The following is a 19,004-nucleotide window of genomic DNA, read 5'->3' as shown; positions in this document are numbered from 1 at the left end:
TCACTCTTGTTCCGGTTTTTTCCGTTGCTCGCGATGGATGATTTTTTCGTCCATGGTTTTGTGGAGCAGACGGATCAGCCGGGGCGAGCCGTCTTCGCCGAATTCCAGATCGTCCGGTTTGCTCAAACCGGCGGTGACGTTAACCCCGTACGCGTCTTCTTTCAGCTTCAGCGTGTATTCGGCCTCGGCATAGTCGTTATGCATCAAAGCATCCCAAATGCCTTGTTCTTCGCAAGCGCTATCCGGGTCGTAACGGACTTGCAGTTTAAGCTCTTCGCGGTTTTTGTCTATTACTTCGGTATTGCAAAGCTTCAGTGCCACCACCACCATTTCCCAAGCCCGGTCCGGGCGGGTTTTCAAGATTAGCTTAGGGCTTTTTTCGTCGTCTTTTAATTCGATCAGACCGGCTAGCGACGACGCGGCCGTTGCTTTAGGTTTTAAATCGTCGACCGCGACGGCTTCTTGCACGTGGGTGTGTTCTATCGGCAGTTCCGGCGGCAGTTCCAGTTGGTGGGTATCGCGGTAGCGTTCGGAGGTGTCGGCGCAAGCGCCCAGCAATAAGGCGGGCAAGCCGACGGTTAACAGTTTACGCATAAGTTTATTCGCAAAAGTAGCGTCTATGCTCCAGTACCGGAAATGCGGTACGCATCTTGACCAGCCGGTTCTTGTCCACCTCGGCGGACACGAAACCGGGTCCGGTTTTATAGCAATCCAGCACGACGCCCCAGGGATCGACGATCATGCTGTGCCCGTAAGTTTGCCGGCCGTTGATGTGGAAACCGCCCTGGTTGGGGGCGATGACGTAACAGAGGTTTTCGATGGCTCTGGCTCTCAGCAGCACTTCCCAATGGGCCGCGCCGGTTTTGGAGGTAAAGGCGGACGGAATGACGATAATGTCCAAGCCTTTGCGGGTCATGGGGCGGAAAAATTCCGGAAAACGCAGGTCGTAACACACCGCGATGCCGATGCGGCCGAACGGGGTGTCGACTATGCACGGTTGATCGCCGGCTTCGACCGAATCCGATTCGCGGTATTCTTCGGCGGTGTCCGGCACGCTGACGTCGAACAAATGTACTTTGTCGTAGCGGGCGACGCGTTGGCCTTGCTCGTCGTAAACCAAGCAGGCGGCCCGGACTTTGTTGTCGGCGTTGGCGGCCATCGGCATGGTGCCGCCTATGACCCAGACCCCGTATTTTTTAGCGGTGGCGGCCAAAAAATCCTGGATGGGGCCGTGGCCGTCCGCTTCGCGCACTTGGACTTTATCGTATTCGTTCATGCCCATGATGGCGAAGTTTTCCGGTAAAGCCACCAAGCGGGCGCCGGCTTTGGCGGCTTCGGCGATTTGTTTTTCGGCTTCCAGCAAGTTAGCGTTGACTTGCGGCCCGGAAGCCATCTGAATCGCTGCGCAGATTGTCATGAAGAGTCCTTATGTATTGTTATTGTATCTAGCCGCTACTGGCGGTCATTCGCTGCTGAAATCCAGCCAGCCGAAATCGGTCAGGCCGCGCCAGGTTTTTTTCAACAGCCCGTCTTGATCGTGCAAGGGGGTTACTTCGATATTCCCCCAGGTGCCGGACAACTGATATTGCGAGCCGAAGAAATAGCCTTCTTTGTAATCGTCCGTGACGGCTTGGGTAATCAGGCCGGCAATGCCGCTGACGATTGTACCAGCAATGGGGACGGCGTCGGAACTCTTGGGAACCACCGCCACCCGCTGATCCAGGGTTTTGTCGACTAGGTTGGCGAAGCCGGCCAGCTGAAATTTAGCCGCTACCGCGTCTACCTGCAAATCGTCGGTGAACGCCAAGCCGTCTTTGATTTTGATGTGGCCTTTGATTTCGTCGAAGGCCAAGCCCTGCCGGTAGACGTCGCTGAAATCCAGACTCAAGCGCTTGACCCACTGCTCGACGGCAATCAAGCCCAGCAAACGGCCGAAGCCCGGCTCTATGCTGGAAATTCGCCCGTCTTTCATGTTCAGCTGCAGTTGACCGTTTAGTCTGGCGAGCGAGAATTGGTGCGGAGCGCCGCGCCAGCCGCCTTTGAATTCCAAATGCGCTTTGGTTTCTTTGATGTCGTCGCTAAAGTTCAGGCGCGACAAAAACGGCCCGAATGCGTCGGAATCCAAGCTGCCTTGTACCAAGGTGACGGTGCCGTTGGCTTGCTTCAGCCAATCGGCCGAGACTTCCAGGGTGTTTTGCTGGTCTTGCAATTGAATTTTTTTAAAGTGAATGCCGTTGTTGCGGCGTTCGGTGCGCAAGCGCAAGCTGCCTAAATCGATGCCGCGCCACAACAGCCGGCGACTGTCGATGTCGATCAAAGGCAGTTCCTGTGTGGGATCGCCGGCTTCGCCAAGGTCGAATTTTTCCAGCGCGGACAGGTTGAGCTGGTTCATTTCCAGAACGATGCGGTTGTCGCCGCCGTTTTGGTCCGGCACGTCGAACTCGCCGTCGGCCATGGCGCCTTGTATCTTGCCGCGCCAATGCCGGTCTTGGTGCTGCGCTTGAAAATGGAACGGGCCTAGTTCTCGTTCGTGCCACAGTAATTGCGCGGTGTCCAACGCTAGCGACTTAAGCGCCGGCAGGCCGGTCTGACCGCTTTGTTTGCCGAAGGCGGCCAAAGCCTGCGACAAATCGAAGCGTGGTTGGCGCACCTCCAGTTTAATGCCGGCTTCCTGAAACGGCGCACTGCGGCCCTGTCCGAACAACAGATGGGCCGAATGCAGGCTTTCGCGTTTTTTGTCGATCAGCAAACTGGCATGCCAATCGTTGCCGTATGCGATGCTTAACGGCATCAGCGGCGCGTCGTCTAGTGTGAATTCCAAGTTCAGCGGTTTGGAGTCGGCGGCGGCTTTTTCCAACAGCAGGCCGTCGACCGCCACGCCTTTGAGATCGCTGTCTATCAGCAATTGGGCGGCTTGTGCCTCGGCGCCGGGCAGCGTCAGTTTCAAATCGTAATTAACATTGCCGGTCACGGCGGAGGTTTTTAAGTAGCTGAATTGCTTTTGCACGCGCTCGACCGAGGCCGCGCCCTGTACGCTCAGATAAGTCGCCGCCGCGTCGCTGCTTAGTTTGGCGCGGATGGGTTGGCCCAGTGTGCGTGCGTCGATGCGGGTGCTGGATATGCTGTCGGCGGTGAAATTCAACACGCCGCTAACCCCGTCGACTTTCAGCCCGACCGGTTTGACGGTCAGCTGGGCGTCTTGCAAGCTTGCGTCGACGTTTACCCCGACCGGGGCATTTACGTCGTAGGGAATTTGCAGCTGTAGGCTGATTTCGGTGTCGCCTTCCGCTTGCAGTATGCCGGCTACCGGCGCCACGTCGCTTTTCAGCGGCGAATGGTGCAGAAAACTAAGACTATCCATGATCCTGGCTTGCAGCGCGCCCCAGACGTAGACGTGATCGCTGTCGGCCACCTGCGGAATGGTGATCAGCGCCTGGTGGATGGTGACGTTTTCGCTATGCCCCGATGCGATGGCGACCTGTAAATCCGGGCCGAGAAATTGCACGTCGGCGTATACGTCTTGCAAATGCGGCCATAGTTCGTTGAATTGGATGTCGCCGTGTTCGATGACGAACGCGGTTTCGAACCGGCCGTTGCCGTCGGCGAACGGAAAACGGTCCAAATCGCCGTTGACAATCAGTTCGCCGCGGCTTACCCGGCCGGCGACAAAGGCATCGTCCAGCCAGGCGACGGCGTCTTGATCCATGATTTTGGCGGGTAAATAGGTTTTGACCCGGCCGATGTCGGCAAAATCGGCGAAAGAAGTGCGCAGACGTAAATGCGGTGCTTTGCCGGCTTCATCGAACTTACTGAATTGAAACGTGCTTTCGGTATGAAAGTCGGGGCTGGCTAGCAGCAGGTTTTCGCTGCCGATCAACCATCGGTCGGTGTCGTGCCGCCAAGCGATTCGCCCGTGCAGGCTGGTTACCGATAGGTTTTGCCGAAACCAGTTGGCCGCGTCTACGGTAATGTCGCTGCCGGACAACGCCAGGTGGCCGCTCCGGTCGGTCAATTCTATGTTGCCGTCGAGGTTGCTCAGCCCCGGCAGCTCGCCGTGGCGGTCGTTACCCAAGCCGGTAAAGCGGCCGTTAGCCGCGAATTGTTGGCCATCGCTGCCGACGAATACCCGGACATCGTTCAAACGTCCGCGCGGATTCAGTTTCAACCAATCGGCGTAATCGGGCTTTGCCGGGGTCAGCAGCGGCGCCAGTAACATGGCGGCCGGCAGGTCGAGTTGGGTAATGCTGACGGACAAATCGCCTTGTTGATTTTGTTGCAGATAGAACTCGCCGTGCGGCCAACGCTGCTTATTGGCGAAAATGTTGAGGTCGTAAGCGGCTAGGCGCCAGCGTCCGTTTTGGTGGCTCCAGCTGAAGTTGCCGTCCAGGGTGTCCATGACGACCGGTTTGCTGTCTTTCTTGCCGACCTTGATTTGCTGTGCTTGCAGGTAGCCGGCGATTCGGTACGGGGCGGAGTCGCGCCAAGCGCTCCAAACTCTCAGGTCGCCGGCGCCGCTATAACAATGCAAATCCATCGGCAGTTCGGCGCTTGTGAGCGCGTTGGCTTGTAAATCGACGGCTTCGATATAAATCTCGCCGGTGAAGCTGCCGGATTCCACGGCCTTGTCGTCGAAGCGGGCGGAAATCCGCACACTTTCGCCGAATTGTTCCGGCAAGCGGGCCAGCAGGTGCAGTTCGTGGCTTCGATCGAAATGATGGTTTTTGAACACCAAATCGATGTGCTCCACCGGCAGCGGCGGGCTATCGTGCAGCAGGTCCTGCCAGGTCATGCGGCTGTCCAGGATCTCGTATCTGCCGCCCTGCAGCAGCCACAGCGGCGGTTCGTCGCCGGCCTGCAAGCCTTTGAGCGCAAGGCTGCCGTCTTGTTGGCGCAGCACGGCGATGTCGGCGCCGACCAGGGTAATGCGGCCCGCGGCAGCCCAATTCCAGGTCAGTAACAGCTCGGAAAAATCGATGCCGGCGCGGATCTCCCGCAAGCGAATGTCGGTATGCGCATCCGCCCGGTCGGCGTCTATGTTGATGTCGCCGAACACGATTTCCGGGTTGAGGCCGCGCATGCCGGCGCTGAGGTGGCCGAAGCGTATCGGCAGGCCGGTGGTGTCGCGGATTTGCCGTTCCAACTGACCGCGGTAATCGCCGATGTCGGCCAGTAGCCAGCGAGCAAGGCTGATTAACACGGCTGCACTGATCAGCAGCCAAAACAAGGCAAGGCGGGCGGCGCGGGTTAAATGGGCGAACACGGGCGAAACTACAGCAGAACGACGTCGTAATGCTCTTGATTGTATTCGGTTTCGGCGCGCAACTTGATGCCGACTTTAAGAAATACTTCCAGCTCGGCCAGCATGTCGGCTTCTTCGTCCAGCAGCATTTCCACCACTTGTTCGGATGCCAGCACCAGAATCTGCTGCACGTTGTACTGTCTGACCACGCGGATGATTTCTCTGAATATTTCCAGACAGATCGATTCGGCGGTTTTCAGCACCCCGCGCCCGCCGCAGGTGGAGCAAGGTTCGCATAATATGTGTTCCAGGCTTTCGCGGGTGCGTTTGCGGGTCATTTCCACCAAGCCCAGCGCGGAAACCTCGGTGATTTTGGTTTTGGCGTGGTCTTTGTCCAAGTTGCGCTGCAAAGCGTACAACACTTGTTTTTTGTGTTCCTCGCTCTGCATGTCGATGAAATCGATGATGATGATGCCGCCCAGATTGCGCAACCGTAGCTGCCGGGATATGGTTTGAGCCGCTTCCAGGTTGGTTTTGAAAATGGTTTCTTCCAGATTGCGGCCGCCGACGTAGCCGCCGGTGTTGACGTCCACCGTGGTCATCGACTCGGTTTGGTCGAATACCAAATGGCCGCCGGATTTCAGCTTGACCTTGCGGTCCAGGGCCTTGCTGATTTCGTCTTCGACGTTGTAAATGTCGAACACCGGCCGCTCGCCGGAATAATGCTCGATCACCGGCACCACTTCCGGCAGAAAGGTTTCGGCGAATTCCACCATGCGCAAAAACGTTTCTTTGGAGTCCACCCGCACCTTTTCGACGCCTTCTTTATACAAATCCCGCAAGGTCCTGACGCTCAGCGGTAAATCTTCGTGTATCAAGGTTTTGACTTTGGCTTTTTTGCCCTTGTCCAGAATGGATTCCCACAGCTTGAACAAGAAGGTCATGTCGGAAAACAAAATGGCTTCTTCGACGCATTCGGCGGCGGTACGGGCGATAAAACCGCCCGGAATCGTATGTTTTTGCAAATAACTTTCTATGCAGTTGCGCAGCCTGATGCGTTCGTCTTCGCACTCTATGCGCTGGGAAACCCCGGAATTGGCCGCGTAAGGCATGTAGACCTGATAGCGCGACGGAATAGAGATGTCGGTGGTCAGCCTGGCGCCTTTGTTGCCTAAAGGATCTTTGGTGACCTGAACTACGATCTTCTGGCCTTCTTTAAGATAGTGCTCGATATTGTCGGAGCCTTCGGCCAATTCCTGGGCGTTGAAATCCGACAAATGCAAGAACGCCGCCTTGTCCAGGCCGATGTCGACAAATGCCGCCTGCATGCCCGGTAAAACCCGGCACACTTCGCCTTTGTAAATATTGCCGACCAGGCCCTTTTGCCGCACCCGCTCGATAATCAGTTCTTGCAGTACCCCGTTCTCTATCACCGCCACCCGGGTTTCCGGCGGCGTGACGTTGATTAATATTTCCTCGCTCATGCAATCACTTTAATCCCTTGTCTGGCTAATAGTTGCGCGGTTTCGAACAACGGCAGGCCCATGACCCCGGAAAAACTGCCGCTAATCGATTCCACAAATATGCTGCCCAAGCCCTGAATCGCATAGGCGCCGGCTTTGTCCAGCGGTTCGCCGCTTTGCCAATAGGCTTGAATTTCGTCCGGGCTGATAGGGCGGAATTTGACTTCGCTGACGTTTACGGCTTGCCAGTGGCTGTCGCCCCGCAAGGACACCGCGCTAAATACTTGGTGGCGACGCCCCGATAACAAACCCAGCATTCTAACCGCATCGGCCGGGTTTTGCGGTTTGCCGAGAATTTCGCCGTCCAGTACCACGCTGGTGTCGGCGGCCAGCACGGGTAAATCCTCGCAGGTAGCGGCCATTCCGGCGGCGGATTTTTCCCCGGCGACACGCTCGACGTAGGCTAGCGGCGTTTCTCCCGGCAGCGGGGTTTCGTCGATGTCTGCGGCTTTAACTAGGTGGCGAATGCCGATTTGCCTGAGTAGTTCGCTACGGCGAGGCGAGGCGGAGGCCAAAATCAGTTGCGGTTTCATGCTATGGGCGGTGGTAGGGGTGGTTTTGGATCAGACTCCAAGCGCGGTAAATTTGTTCAGCAACGATGATGCGGACCAAGGGATGCGGGAAGGTCAGCGGCGACAGGCTCCAGGATTCCCTAGCCAGTTCCTTTACCTCCGGCGCCAGGCCTTCCGGGCCGCCGATCATCAAGGCCACCGGCTGACCGTTGCCCAGCCAGCGCTGCAATGCGCGGGCAGCGTCTTCGGTAGACCAGGGTTTGCCGGGTACGTCCAGGGTGACTACGTGAGCTCGGGCCGGCAGAGCGGCTATCATCCTATCGCCTTCGTCCTTGGTAATGCGGGCAATATCGCCGCCGCGCCGCTTGTCCGGCGCAATTTCTTTTAGGACCAACTCGCACTCGCGCGGCAAGCGTTTAGCGTATTCATTATAGCCTTGCTGCACCCAGTCCGGCATTTTGTTGCCGACGGCAATTAAGTGAATTTGCATGCGAAACGGTGACGGGGGCGAAGGGGTTAACGAAAACGCGAAGGCTGAAAAGTAGAGCTAGATTACACGAAGCGCCGGCTGTTTGTGAAATTGCAGGGGCAATTTTGTTGTGCTGGATTTGGGTTGCAGAAAAGGTTATAGGCGAAAAGAACCGGAGCTCGGGGGCTAGTTCGGCCGAAAGTCGGCAGGGGATGAAATATCAACAGGGTATGCCGGCTCCATCCGCTCTTTATCGATCCCTAACGTTCATGCGGGCACTGTAGCGCCTCGGCAAATGAAAGTAATGAATAGCCACGAAAACCCGGCAATCATCCCCGGCAGGCCTAGCCGGCTTGACTCAACCGCCGCCGTTCGCTTCTTCTTGCCGCCGGAGGGCCTGCCATTCCGAATTCGATATTCCCAAGGGCCGGACAAAGGTAAATTCCGCCGGTTTTATGACCAAACTTTCGGCAACATCGGCGATTACCAAGCTGCGGTCAAGCGCCGATGCCACCAATGACATCGGCAGAAGCACCGGGAAAACCGCCGAACCGAGCAAGGTTTGGAAAAGTCCTGCCGGGCGATAGAAGGCAAGGTCGATTGCCGTATCCGTTAGAGTCGGATTGGCCTGGCACATTGCCGGTATTGGGCAGGCAAGCAATAAGGTCGCAACAAACGCTTTGATGTTCATGGGGTTGCCGGTTTTCCAGATGGGGGCTAATACAATGACGAGACGAGTTAGGGCTTGCCGCACTTGGCATTGTAACCGGAGCGCCGGTATTTTCGGTTATTCGCGTACTTCACAATGGTTGCGATGATTTTGCCTATGCCCGCGCGGTGTTTGTGGCTGCCTCACTGCGGCCAATTTGCGACATTCGATGTTTTTAGCATATTGCTTGCCAATAGTAAGCTGTCGTTCAACGCTCGATTCATCGGCTTGAATTCTTCAATGATAGCCACAGCGCCTTGTTCGGCGGCAATCCTGCGATGCGCGTGCCGCCCAGCTTAGAGTTTGAGTTGGGCTACGGATCCCGTCCTGAAGTAGTGATGGGCATTTCGGCGAAGCAGATCGCCGATATCTTCGTACGTTTGCCACTCACGCGAGTCCAGGATGGAAACGTGGGTGACGGCTTCCGGTAGGCGTTGCATTAAGTAAGGTAAGTCTTGCTCGTCGCGGACAAAGAATAGGCTAGGCAGCCCCAGTGCCAGCGCGTAGCCGGCTTCGAACAATGCGCTCGTCGCGAGTCTTTGCGGATAGAGCATGATGAAGCTCCCGCTCTTTTTCATAATGTCCAAGTCGTCATGCGTGCTGACGCCATGGGTGTCGAACATGCTCATTGATTCGATCGTTTCCAGTGCACAAAATACCGACAGTCCGCAGGCGTCAAGGGCATGGATAACCTTGAGAACCTCTGCGCGAAACGATTGATATTCGCTATCGTCCTTGAATGAGGCCATCGGAGCAGACAGGAAGACGTCGTATTCGGGCCGGAGAGTCTTGCGCTCGGCCTCGAGCGCATCGTGTATTTTGGCGTTGAGGTCGGGCCATATTTCCTTGAAAGCCGCTTTCAGCGCCTTTGGTGTCAATGGAGTGCCTACGCTCGAATTAATAGACTTGAACAAGCCGTGTACGCTGTCTTCGTCGAACAGGACTCCGTTAAACCGCGCCAGTGGATCTACCAGATCCTCTGCGACACAATCCAGCATGAGCGGGACAAGTCTAGGGGAGCCGAATTTTGCCGACAAGGCGCCGGACTCGAACATGATCCAGGGAGCGCCGAGGGAGCGCTTAGTGATGCACGCGATGGCGAATTTCGAGTCCTCAAGCGCTTGCATAAGCTCACTAAACCATTGCTGCCCTGCCTGGATATTCACCGCGGATATCCAAGGTTCAACGCTGGAGAAAACGTCAGAAACGCTCTGGCCTATGGCAATCGCCGCAGCTTTGCTGGTATCACCGGACCAACTAATGAAAACCTTCATATTATCCCCTCGCTGATGTACGACTGCTAATCATGTCCGTTTGGTCGAGATCCAGACGGCTAAAGAAAATGGCTCTTGGTAGGTAAAAACGTTGGTACGTCCATTTAAAAATCATCATTTGCGGAATACTATCGCATCTTGACTGACAGCTTATTTGTCTTTTCCTGTCATCGCAAAATTTTATTTGTTAGCGCGGAGTCGACAAGCGTCTGCAATTTATTCCCCTGGACAAAATGTCGGGCACGATGTCCATCTAACTGCGTTCCGGTTAATCGTGTAAAGAACAATCCGGGTGTCCGTTGTCTTTGCCTGTCTTATGTAAAAAGTTCCAAGATTTGACGACTTGGTAGCGCACACCGTGGTCGGTGCTTAAGGATTGCACCAAACAAAATGCGTCGGTACGCCAGACGATGGGCGGAATGTCGCAGGCGTCAAGCGCTTGGGCTTTTCTGAGCAGGGTGACGTGCGGGCGGTAGGGGCGTTCGTCTAATACGATGCCGAGTTCGCGGGCGGTGTGCTGCAGGTGCTCTACCAGTTGCAGCAATTCCGGATCGACTTTCCCGGCGGTCAAACAGACGATACGCGGTTTTTTCCAGAATTCGATACGGTCGAAACTGAGCAGCAGTTCGGTTTTCAGCTTAAGGGGTTCGATTGCGCTTAGCGCTTCAAAGCGTTGCGCATCGACGTTGCCGAGAAAAACCAGCGTCGCGTGCAGATTGTGGGACGGTACCTTGCGGCAACCGGCGGCGTGGGCGGCTGCGATGGCAGTGCATTGCGCGCGTTCGTCGTCCTTGGGCCACAGCGCGAAGAACAGGCGCTTTAACTTTTGGCCGGGGGCGCGGCGCGGGCTCATCGGCGCTTAGATGTAGTTGAACAGCGACAACTGTTGAACTTTAACGTAGGCTTGCTGGGCCGCTTGCAACGAGGTTTGTTGCAGATTGAATTTGGTCAATGCGTCGGCATAATCCAAATCGCCGATGTCCGAAGCGGTGGATTTGTTTTGCAGGATGTACTCCGTATTCCAACTGTCTTGGCTGTCCAGAGCATTGAGGCGGGCGCCGGCCGACGCGCGGATGGTGCCCATGCGCTTCAGCGTGGTATCCAGATCGTTCAACGACGCGGAGTTGGCCACGTCGGCCTTGAAATCCGTACTGAGTTTATCGATGGCCTGAAAGACGTTGTCTATGCTGCCCGCGGTTAAGGTTCCGGCGGCAACGGTACCGAATACCGCTTCGCCGGGATCGCCGTCAGTGATGGTGCGGCCGGGGCCTATCGTCAGCGTGCGCTGATTGGCGTCGCCGTCGTAGCTATAGCCGGAACTGTTGGAAAACGCCGGTGCGTCGGTTTTGTAGCCGGAGAATATGTATTCGCCGTTAGCGTTTTGGGTGTTGGCCAATTCCAATAAATGCTGGTTCAGTTCGTCGATTTCGAAGGCGATTTGCTTGCGGTTTTCCGCGGTGTTGATGTCGTTCATGCCTTGCACCGCCAGTTCGCGGATTTTTTGCAATACCTCGGTGGCGTTGTTTAGGGTGGATTCTTCCAGACCCAAGCGTTGTTTGGCAAAACCGATGTTGACTTGATACTGCTCGCCTTCCTTGATGTTTTGTTGCAAGTCTATGCCGGTCGCGGCGACGGCGGGGTTTTCCGACGGCGTCAGATATTTTTGCCCGGACGACAATTTCAGTTGAATGTCGTTTAGCTTAACTTGCTGATCCAACATTCGGTTGACGTTGGATTGCTGGTTCCAATAAGTCGAAATTCGCATCATACGCTCCGGACTATACCGCGTTAATCAGAGTATCGAACACCGAACTCGCTACCGACACCGCCTTGGCGGCGGCTTGATAGGCGTTTTGGAATTTGATCAGGTTGGCCGCTTCCTCGTCCAAATTGACCCCGGCCAAGGTTTCTCTGGCCTCAGTGGCTTGATTCAGCAGCACTTGCTGGGCGCTTACCCCGACTGCGGCACTGCTGGTTTTGGAACCGACGTCGGATACCAATTGCCCGTACACTTGGGTAAAAGTTTTCTTGCCGCCCAGCATGCTGGTTTTTTGCTCCAAGTCGGCCAATTGTAGGGCGATGCCGTTGTCGCCGGTCGAGCCGGCAGCCGAAGCCGCGGCGATTTGGCTGGCCGAAGTCAAGGCAGGATTGACTTTAATCGTGCCGGCGACGTTGAAATTCGGGGTGATTTCGAATGAATCGCCGACATTCAGCGAACCGCCGCTAAAACTGATGCTGAAGCCGTTGGCGGCCGACAAGGTCGCCAAGGACGCCGCGTTCAATCCACCGGTAGTGGTGTTATCGGTTAGATTGGTCAGACTGAACACGCCTGCACCGGTTACCTCCAAGCGGTAGGAGGCTCCCAGGTTAGCCGCCGAGGTCGGCGCCGAGAAACTGGCGGTCGCCACCAGCGCCGAGTCTTTGGTATGCGGAATTATCAAGGCTTGCGGAGTACCAAGCTCGAAAAATGCCACCCCGGTATTGCCGTTCGTGTCGTAGCCGGCGGCGTGCAGGTTGTTGAACTCGGTGGCAAACCCGGTCGCCAACATCCCCAATTGCGCCTGCGCCGGGTCCAAGACTTCGTTCCTAAAACGTAAATTGCCGTAAATCTCGCCGCCGGATAAGTATTTGGCTACCGAAACGCCGTTGATCTGCAGATCGGGATGATAAGGGTCGGTGCCATTGTCCTGCTGCGATAACGTAGCGGTATTGCCGGACATCACCAAGGGTTGGCCTTGGCCGACGAACACGCTGACCGTGCCGTCCTCCTGGTTGAGTACCGATATGTCGACCTTTTCGGCCAGCTTGGTTAGTAATACATCGCGTTTGTCCATCAGCTCGTTAGGCAACTGGCCAGCCGAAGCCTTGCCTATCGCGTCGCTGATTTGCAGATTCAGCTCGGCTATCGACGCGGCGTAACTGTTGACGTCTTTGACCGCTTGGGTCAAATTGGAATTGACTTGGCGCTGCAATTCGTTGAAGCGGGTGCTGAGCGTATTGAATTGATTGGTCAGGGTTGCGCCTTGTGCCAACATAACCTGGCGGGCGGCGAACGAGGTCGGATCGTTGGCGACGTCGTTGACCGAATCGAAAAACGCCTTCATCGCCGTCGACACGCTGGTATTGCTGTCGGCTAATACGTTGTCCACTTGCGAGGATAGGCTATGAAAACTATCCACTTCTTTGAACGCCGAGGAGCTGGCGCGTACTTGCCCGGTGATGAACTGGTCGTAGCTGCGTTTGATGTTGCTGACGTTGACGCCGCTACCCAAGTAACCGGAGCCTACATATTGCTCGGGGCTGGTTTGCAGTTCGGTGCGTTGGCGGCTATAGCCTTCGGTGTTGGCGTTGCTGATGTTGTTGCTGGTGACGTCCAACGAGCGTTGGAACGCTGCCAAACCCGAAAGTGCGGAGCCTAAAATTCCGATAGCCATAGATCCTCCTTACCCCGCGTTGGACTCGATGCCGGCGTCGAATTGGTTATGATAAATACGCATGATTTTTTGCGCATATTGCGGGTCGGTGGCGTAACCGGCTTTTTGCAGCTCTTGCACGTAGCGTTGGGCGTTGCCGGCATGTTGTAGCGCCGCGTCGTAACGCGGATTCGATTTTATGAAAGCGACGTAATCGTCGAAGCTTTCTTTAAACGAATCGTAGGAGCGAAAACCGGCCATTTGTTTGCGCGCCACCCCGCCGTCGAACTCCAGCGTGGATACCTGGGCTTGCTTGCCTTGCCAGCTCCTGTCCGCCTTGATGTTGAACAGGTTGTAGCTGCTTTCGCCGGCCCGGTTTTTAATCACCGATTGTCCCCAGCCGGTTTCCAAGGCCGCTTGCGCCACCAGGACTTTGGCGTCTACCCCTAACTCGTTGGCGGCTTGTTGCGCATGAGGCCACAATTCGGTCAAGAAACTTTGTTTGCTGCCGGAAACGGCGCTTGCGTCCCAGGCCGTTTCCAGCGCCGCCCAGTGATCGTCCAGCGCCTGTTGGCTTTGTTCCAGTTTATCCAGGCTGGCTTGCAGCCGGTTCAAACCGGATGTGTCCATGGGCCGGGCGAAATAATTGGGTTGCGCCTGCTTGACCTCGCCGCTGCCGCCGAAAGCCCGCTCCAAATAATCGCCGGCGTCCAATTTTTCGTCGGAATCCGCTTCGGATTGCGGCGACAATTGTTTAACAATCATGTCAGCCAGGCCGACGCCCGGTTTAGCGGCCAGGTGCATCGCCATCTGTTGGTCGTACATGTCTTGGTAAAACTCGCTTTGTTTGCTGTCCATGATGCTGTCCGCCAGTTTGGCCTGCCGCGCGCTTTTCAGCACCATGTTCAAAAAAATCGACTCGAACTGGCTGGCTACTTGTTTGATCGCTTCCGGCGATTGCTCGCGTGCGCCTTGTTTCAGTTTGGCCAGACCGTTGAAATCGGTATAAACCGAAGCGGTATCCGCGTTTAACATGGCTCCCCCTTATCGCACTCTGGGTTACGGTGAACTGTCCGGGTTAAATGACGATCAATTCGGCCCGCAACGCCCCGGCCGACTTCAAGGCTTCCAATATCGCCACCAAGTCGCTAGGCGCCGCGCCTACGCTGTTGACCGCCTGTACGATCTCGTCCAGCGAAATGCCCGGATTGAACACGAACATGTGATTGTTCTCTTCTTTTACCGAAATATCGGATTGCGGAGTTACCGCGGTTTGGCCTTGCGAAAACGGACCGGGCTGGCTGACTTGCGGATTTTCGTTGATGGTCACGGTCAAGCTGCCGTGCGATACCGCCGCCGGCTGGACTTTGACTTTGCTGTTAATGATGACGGTTCCGGTGCGCGAATTGACGATCACTTTGGCTGGCGCGTCGTCCGGAGACACGTTGATGTTTTCGATCACCGAGGCGAAAGAGACTCGTTGATTGGGATCGATGGGCGCGCGCACGCTGACGGAGGTGGCGTCGGTCGCTCTGGCGGTCTCGCCGCCCAATTCTTTGTTGATGGCTTCGGCTACTCGCGTGGCGGTGGTGAAATCGGCGTTATGCAGGTTGAACACCAAGTCGCTGCTTTGATCGAACGAGGTCGGCACGCTGCGCTCCACGGTCGCGCCATTGGGAATGCGGCCGACCAGCGGGTTGTTGACGGTGATTTTGGAGCCGTCCTGGCCTTGAGCGCTCAAGCCGCCCACCACCAGGTTGCCCTGGGCTACCGCGTATACGCTGCCGTCGGCACCGCGCAACGGCGTCATAATCAACGAGCCGCCGCGCAGACTTTTGGCGTCGCCGACCGACGATACGGTGACGTCTATGGCTTGCCCGGGTTTGGCGAAGGCCGGCAATTCGGCGTGTACGCTAACCACTGCGGTGTTTTTCGATTTCGGATTGGTATCGGCCGGCAAGGTGATGCCTAAATTGGCCGCCATGTTGCGCATGCTTTGCCGCACGAACAACGACGACACGTCGCCGGATTTATCCAAACCGGTGACGATGCCGAAACCGACCAATTGGTTGCTCCTGACCCCGGAGACCGAGGCCAAGTCTTTGATTCTTTCGGCATGGGCCTCCGGACCGGCGAGCGCTAACCAGGCGCTTAACGTGACATACAGTATTTTGAGCATGGTCCCCTCCAAACGCTTAACCGTCCGCATGTTTAAAACGGAAACAACGGGCTAAAGAAAAACCGGGCCAGCCAGCCGATTTTGCTGGAATCGGCCATGGCACCGTCGCCTTTGTACATAATGGTGGCGTCGGCGATTTTGGTGGACGACACGATATTGCCGGTGGAAATGTCGACCGGCCGGACGATGCCGGACAGGCGGACGTATTCGTCGCCGTCGTTCAACGCCACCCGTTTTTCGCCGCGTACCCGTAAATTGCCGTTGGGCAATACTTCCACCACCGTCACGCTGATGTCGCCGGTTAGCCTGTTGCTTTGGTCGGCCTTGCCTTCGCCTTCGAAGGTGGAACTGGCGGCGATGCTGGTTTTCAAATCATGTCCCAGCACAGCCTGGCTGGCCAAGCCGAACAACGTCGGCGCGGTGGCGGAAATCTGCGTGCTTTTGGAGGCATCCATATTGGCTTGCTTTTGGGCCTGAGTCGCTTCGGCCAACCTGACGGTCAGTACGTCGCCGACCCGGCGGGTTTTGATGTCTTCGAACAAACGAATGTCGTAACCTGCCTGGTAAATCGCGCCGTTGCGCTGATCCGGCGGCCGTAAATCGGCCGGTTGCACCGGGGCAAAATCGGGATCGCGTTTCGGTAGGGTATCGCAGCCGGTCAGACTCAGCAGTGCTAAACCGGTTATCAGGAATGCTTTCATGGTGTTAAGCCTCGGCCTACAGTTGTTGGGTCACGAAGGACAGCATTTCGTCGGTGGTGGAAATCGCCTTGGAGTTCATTTCGTAAGCCCTTTGGGTTTCTATCATGTTGACCAGTTCTTCCACGACGTTGACGTTGGAGGTCTCCAACGCGCCTTGCTGGATGTAGCCCAATTCGTTTTCGCCGGGTATGCCGACGATGGGGGCGCCGCTGGACACCGATTCTCTGAACAAATTTTCTCCGACCGGTTCCAGTCCGGTCGGATTGACGAAATCCGCCAATTGCAGCTGGCCCACGTTGGTTGCCGCGGCGTTGCCCGGCTGCACTACGTTGACCGAGCCGTCGCGACCTATGCTGATGCTGATGGCGTCTTGCGGGATGGTGATATTGGGTTCTACGGTCAAGCCGCCAGAAGTAACCAGCTGGCCGGTGGAATCCAGTTTGAACGAACCGTCGCGGGTGTAGTTGATGTCGCCGTTCGGCATCAAAATTTGCAGATAACCGCGGCCGTTGATCGCCACGTCCAGAGAATTCTCGGTTTGCTGGATATTGCCCTGGGTATGCAGTTTTTCGGTGGCTACCGTTCTAACCCCGGTACCCAACTGCAAACCGGTGGGTAATTGAGTGTTTTGGGTGGTTTGCGAGCCGACTTGGCGAATGTTTTGATAAATCAAATCTTCGAACAGCGGCCTGACTTTTTTGAAGCCCGTGGTGTTGACGTTGGCCAAGTTGTTGGCAATCACCGCCATTCGCGTTTGTTGAGCGTCCAGGCCGGTTTTAGCCACCCATAATGCGCGCTCTGTCATGTTAACCTCCTAACTGACAAAATTTTGTCTTATCAGGAGTAATGCAGAAACTATACCATTTGCATCAGTTTGGCGGTGACTCCGGCGGTTTGATCGACGTTTTTCATGACTTTGCTTTGCAATTCGAAATTGCGAGCCAACTCTATCATTTCCACCATGGCCGACATGGCGTTGACGTTGCTGGCTTCCAAAACGCCTTGGGCGATGTTGACGTTGGCGTCCGGCCGGACCGGCGTGTTCGGGTCTTTCATGTGCATCAGGCCGTCTTGGCGTTTTTCCAGATTGTCGTCGCCGGGATTGACCAGTTTGATCCGGTCCACCAACACCAAGTTGGTCGCGTTGGTGCCTTGCGGAATGACGCTGATGGTGCCGTCGCGGCCGATTTCCACCTTTTGCGCCGGCGGGACGGCAATCGGTTGCCCCTGTTCGCCCAAAAGCTGCAAGCCGGCGCCGTTTTGCAACAAACCCTGCGGAGTTATGCGCAGATCGCCGGCCCGGGTATAGGCTTCGCTGCCGTCCGGGGCTTGCACCGCAAACCAGCCGTTGCCGTTGATCGCAATATCCAGCTCGCGGCCGGTGGTTTGCAAGCTGCCGGCGGACAAGTCGCTACCCGGTCTTTCGGTCATCGCGTAGACGCGACTGGGATAACCGGGGCCGAATGCCGGCATGGCGCGAAATTGTTCGAAATCGGCTTTAAATCCTACCGTCTGCGCATTCGCCAAATTATTGGAATTGGCGGTTTGCGCCATCAGGGTTTGCTTGGCACCGTTCATGGCGATGTATAAGCTACGGTCCACGGCTTACCTCCTAAACGCGGTTAGATGTTCAATATCGCTTGCATAATGGTGTTTTCGGTCGTGATGGTTTTGGCGTTCGCTTGATAATGCTGCTGGGCGACGATCAAATTAACCAGTTGGGCCGACAAATCGACGTTGGAGCTTTCCAAGGCCCCGGACTGGATGGTACCGAAGCTGTTGCCGCCGGCCTCGCCGCGGATCGGTTGACCCGAGTTGGCGCTCTCCGCCCAAGCGGTATCGCCAATCTTTGCTAGTCCGTCCAGATTGGGAAAGCGGGCCATTGCCACTTTGCCTATGGTTTGCGAACCGCCGTTGCTGAAGCGGGCAAAGATGACACCCTCGTCGTCTATCGCAATGCCGGTCAAGCGTCCGGCCGGCAAGCCGTCTTGCGTCAATTCGTTGACGCTGAATTTTTGCTGGACTTGGGTGGAGCCGAAATAATTCATGGTGCTGATTTTGACGTCCGCGGCACCGGTCGCTGGTGTAATCACGTAATCTTCCAGCGCAAATTTACCGTCGGCAGGGTCGGTCAACTTGCCGTCCGAACCAAATGTCAATACGGCTGGGGTCGGCAACGCGCCTGACCCGGTTGCCGGTATGGTGGTGCCGAAGTCTCCCGCGGAAATAGCTGTTCTCGCGCCCGGTAAATCGTCCGGTTCACTCATGTAGTGATATACATTCCAAGAGGTGCCGCTACTGCCGGAAGTCACCGGGTTTTTGACGTAATAAGTCGTCAAGATGTGCGGGGATCCCAAGGAATCGTAAACCGTCGCGGAGGTTTGACTGTTATAGGTATTGGAATCGTCCGGATCGAAAGTCAACGCATTACCGTTAGAATCGACCGGCGAGGTATCGTCGGCATTTAGATTGAGGGTCAGGTTGACCGATTCGGAGGCGACCGGCAAACCGGTCAGCGTGTTGATGCGCACCGGTTGAGTCACCCCGGTACTGAAGCCGTCGGAAATCTCGGTGCCGTTGGGGGCGTAAACTAATAACGCTTTGCCCTGGTTGTTGACCAGATAACCTTCGCTATCCAACTTAAACTCGCCGTCCCGGGTGTAAGACAAATCGTTTACTTCGGTGGGGCTTTTCGCCATGATGAAAAAACCTTCGCCGCTGATCGCCATATCCAGGCTGTTGTCGGTAAAGTTCAGGTTGCCCTGGTTGAATTGCTGAGCCACGTTGGCCACTTTCACGCCGGCACCCGGAGTCGTGCTGGTGACGCCGCCTAGACTGGACGCGTAAACGTCGGCGAATTCGGAGCGGGATTTCTTAAAACCTACGGTATTGGCGTTGGCAATGTTGTTGCCGGTTACCGCCAAGTTGTTGGATGCGGCATTCAAGCCGCTTAATGCTGTCGCGAAACCCATGACACGCTCCTCG

General features: G+C 56.1%; 17 protein-coding genes. All 17 read right to left on the bottom strand.

From position 1 onward, the window contains the following. The 17 genes from F1E05_RS18765 to flgE all read right to left on the bottom strand — a co-directional run bounded on the left by F1E05_RS18765 (nt 1) and on the right by flgE (nt 18,991). The gene (locus F1E05_RS18765; protein WP_150051197.1) at nt 1-594 is read right to left on the bottom strand and encodes an outer membrane protein assembly factor BamC; all 594 of its coding nucleotides are present in this window, start codon (nt 592-594) and stop codon (nt 1-3) included. Nucleotides 595-598: 4 nt separating this feature from the next. Further along, the gene (locus F1E05_RS18760) at nt 599-1,417 is read right to left on the bottom strand and encodes a carbon-nitrogen hydrolase family protein (protein WP_150051195.1); all 819 of its coding nucleotides are present in this window, start codon (nt 1,415-1,417) and stop codon (nt 599-601) included. Between the two features lie 45 nt (nt 1,418-1,462). Then, nucleotides 1,463-5,260 carry a YhdP family protein gene (locus F1E05_RS18755; RefSeq protein WP_150051193.1) on the bottom strand — a complete coding sequence of 1,266 codons (3,798 nt, stop codon included), beginning with the start codon at nt 5,258-5,260 and terminating at the stop codon, nt 1,463-1,465. Between the two features lie 8 nt (nt 5,261-5,268). Continuing rightward, complete coding sequence (gene rng / locus F1E05_RS18750; RefSeq protein WP_150051192.1) at nt 5,269-6,723, bottom strand: ribonuclease G; 1,455 nt, start codon at nt 6,721-6,723, stop codon at nt 5,269-5,271. Further along, a complete protein-coding gene (locus tag F1E05_RS18745; protein WP_150051190.1) occupies nt 6,720-7,295 on the bottom strand; it encodes a Maf family protein in 576 nt (191 codons plus the stop codon). Before F1E05_RS18745 ends, rng begins: the two co-directional genes overlap by 4 nt. A 1-nt stretch (nt 7,296) precedes the next feature. Then, the gene (gene rlmH, locus F1E05_RS18740; RefSeq protein ID WP_150051188.1) at nt 7,297-7,764 is read right to left on the bottom strand and encodes a 23S rRNA (pseudouridine(1915)-N(3))-methyltransferase RlmH; all 468 of its coding nucleotides are present in this window, start codon (nt 7,762-7,764) and stop codon (nt 7,297-7,299) included. Nucleotides 7,765-8,101: 337 nt separating this feature from the next. Further along, nucleotides 8,102-8,434: a hypothetical protein gene (locus tag F1E05_RS18735; RefSeq protein ID WP_150051186.1), complete on the bottom strand. Its 333-nt coding sequence runs from the start codon at nt 8,432-8,434 to the stop codon at nt 8,102-8,104. Between the two features lie 314 nt (nt 8,435-8,748). Further along, on the bottom strand, nt 8,749-9,726 hold the full coding sequence (locus tag F1E05_RS18730) for a toll/interleukin-1 receptor domain-containing protein (protein WP_150051184.1): 978 nt from the start codon (nt 9,724-9,726) through the stop codon (nt 8,749-8,751). A gap of 268 nt (nt 9,727-9,994) precedes the next feature. Continuing rightward, nucleotides 9,995-10,579: an RNA 2',3'-cyclic phosphodiesterase gene (gene thpR / locus F1E05_RS18725; protein WP_150051182.1), complete on the bottom strand. Its 585-nt coding sequence runs from the start codon at nt 10,577-10,579 to the stop codon at nt 9,995-9,997. A 6-nt stretch (nt 10,580-10,585) separates the two neighbouring features. Continuing rightward, nucleotides 10,586-11,491, bottom strand: a complete 906-nt coding sequence (gene flgL / locus F1E05_RS18720) for a flagellar hook-associated protein FlgL (RefSeq protein WP_150051180.1) — start codon at nt 11,489-11,491, stop codon at nt 10,586-10,588. 13 nt (nt 11,492-11,504) lie between these two features. Then, the gene (flgK, locus tag F1E05_RS18715) at nt 11,505-13,160 is read right to left on the bottom strand and encodes a flagellar hook-associated protein FlgK (protein ID WP_150051178.1); all 1,656 of its coding nucleotides are present in this window, start codon (nt 13,158-13,160) and stop codon (nt 11,505-11,507) included. Between the two features lie 9 nt (nt 13,161-13,169). Further along, on the bottom strand, nt 13,170-14,174 hold the full coding sequence (flgJ, locus tag F1E05_RS18710) for a flagellar assembly peptidoglycan hydrolase FlgJ (protein ID WP_150051176.1): 1,005 nt from the start codon (nt 14,172-14,174) through the stop codon (nt 13,170-13,172). A 43-nt stretch (nt 14,175-14,217) separates the two neighbouring features. Beyond that, complete coding sequence (locus F1E05_RS18705; protein ID WP_232056712.1) at nt 14,218-15,318, bottom strand: flagellar basal body P-ring protein FlgI; 1,101 nt, start codon at nt 15,316-15,318, stop codon at nt 14,218-14,220. Nucleotides 15,319-15,350: 32 nt separating this feature from the next. Further along, entirely contained in the window at nt 15,351-16,019 is a 669-nt protein-coding gene (flgH, locus tag F1E05_RS18700; RefSeq protein WP_150051172.1) for a flagellar basal body L-ring protein FlgH, read from the bottom strand. Nucleotides 16,020-16,035: 16 nt separating this feature from the next. Then, nucleotides 16,036-16,824 carry a flagellar basal-body rod protein FlgG gene (gene flgG / locus F1E05_RS18695; protein WP_150051170.1) on the bottom strand — a complete coding sequence of 263 codons (789 nt, stop codon included), beginning with the start codon at nt 16,822-16,824 and terminating at the stop codon, nt 16,036-16,038. Between the two features lie 50 nt (nt 16,825-16,874). Beyond that, nucleotides 16,875-17,621: a flagellar basal-body rod protein FlgF gene (flgF, locus tag F1E05_RS18690; protein ID WP_150051168.1), complete on the bottom strand. Its 747-nt coding sequence runs from the start codon at nt 17,619-17,621 to the stop codon at nt 16,875-16,877. A 20-nt stretch (nt 17,622-17,641) separates the two neighbouring features. Further along, entirely contained in the window at nt 17,642-18,991 is a 1,350-nt protein-coding gene (flgE, locus tag F1E05_RS18685) for a flagellar hook protein FlgE (protein WP_150051166.1), read from the bottom strand. Nucleotides 18,992-19,004: the final 13 nt, after the last annotated feature.

The sequence above is a fragment of the Methylomonas rhizoryzae genome, assembly GCF_008632455.1.
Classification (GTDB): domain Bacteria; phylum Pseudomonadota; class Gammaproteobacteria; order Methylococcales; family Methylomonadaceae; genus Methylomonas; species Methylomonas rhizoryzae.
This window is presented reverse-complemented; position numbering and strand designations above follow the sequence as displayed.

Coding starts and splice junctions, on each gene's coding strand:
- flgJ (WP_150051176.1), bottom strand. CDS start 14,174: ATGTTAAACGCGGATACCGCTTCGGTTTATACCGATTTCAACGGTCTG.
- F1E05_RS18730 (WP_150051184.1), bottom strand. CDS start 9,726: ATGAAGGTTTTCATTAGTTGGTCCGGTGATACCAGCAAAGCTGCGGCG.
- F1E05_RS18705 (WP_232056712.1), bottom strand. CDS start 15,318: ATGCTCAAAATACTGTATGTCACGTTAAGCGCCTGGTTAGCGCTCGCC.
- F1E05_RS18765 (WP_150051197.1), bottom strand. CDS start 594: ATGCGTAAACTGTTAACCGTCGGCTTGCCCGCCTTATTGCTGGGCGCT.
- flgG (WP_150051170.1), bottom strand. CDS start 16,824: ATGACAGAGCGCGCATTATGGGTGGCTAAAACCGGCCTGGACGCTCAA.
- thpR (WP_150051182.1), bottom strand. CDS start 10,579: ATGAGCCCGCGCCGCGCCCCCGGCCAAAAGTTAAAGCGCCTGTTCTTC.
- flgL (WP_150051180.1), bottom strand. CDS start 11,491: ATGCGAATTTCGACTTATTGGAACCAGCAATCCAACGTCAACCGAATG.
- flgE (WP_150051166.1), bottom strand. CDS start 18,991: ATGGGTTTCGCGACAGCATTAAGCGGCTTGAATGCCGCATCCAACAAC.
- flgH (WP_150051172.1), bottom strand. CDS start 16,019: ATGAAAGCATTCCTGATAACCGGTTTAGCACTGCTGAGTCTGACCGGC.
- rng (WP_150051192.1), bottom strand. CDS start 6,723: ATGAGCGAGGAAATATTAATCAACGTCACGCCGCCGGAAACCCGGGTG.
- flgK (WP_150051178.1), bottom strand. CDS start 13,160: ATGGCTATCGGAATTTTAGGCTCCGCACTTTCGGGTTTGGCAGCGTTC.
- F1E05_RS18745 (WP_150051190.1), bottom strand. CDS start 7,295: ATGAAACCGCAACTGATTTTGGCCTCCGCCTCGCCTCGCCGTAGCGAA.
- F1E05_RS18735 (WP_150051186.1), bottom strand. CDS start 8,434: ATGAACATCAAAGCGTTTGTTGCGACCTTATTGCTTGCCTGCCCAATA.
- F1E05_RS18760 (WP_150051195.1), bottom strand. CDS start 1,417: ATGACAATCTGCGCAGCGATTCAGATGGCTTCCGGGCCGCAAGTCAAC.
- rlmH (WP_150051188.1), bottom strand. CDS start 7,764: ATGCAAATTCACTTAATTGCCGTCGGCAACAAAATGCCGGACTGGGTG.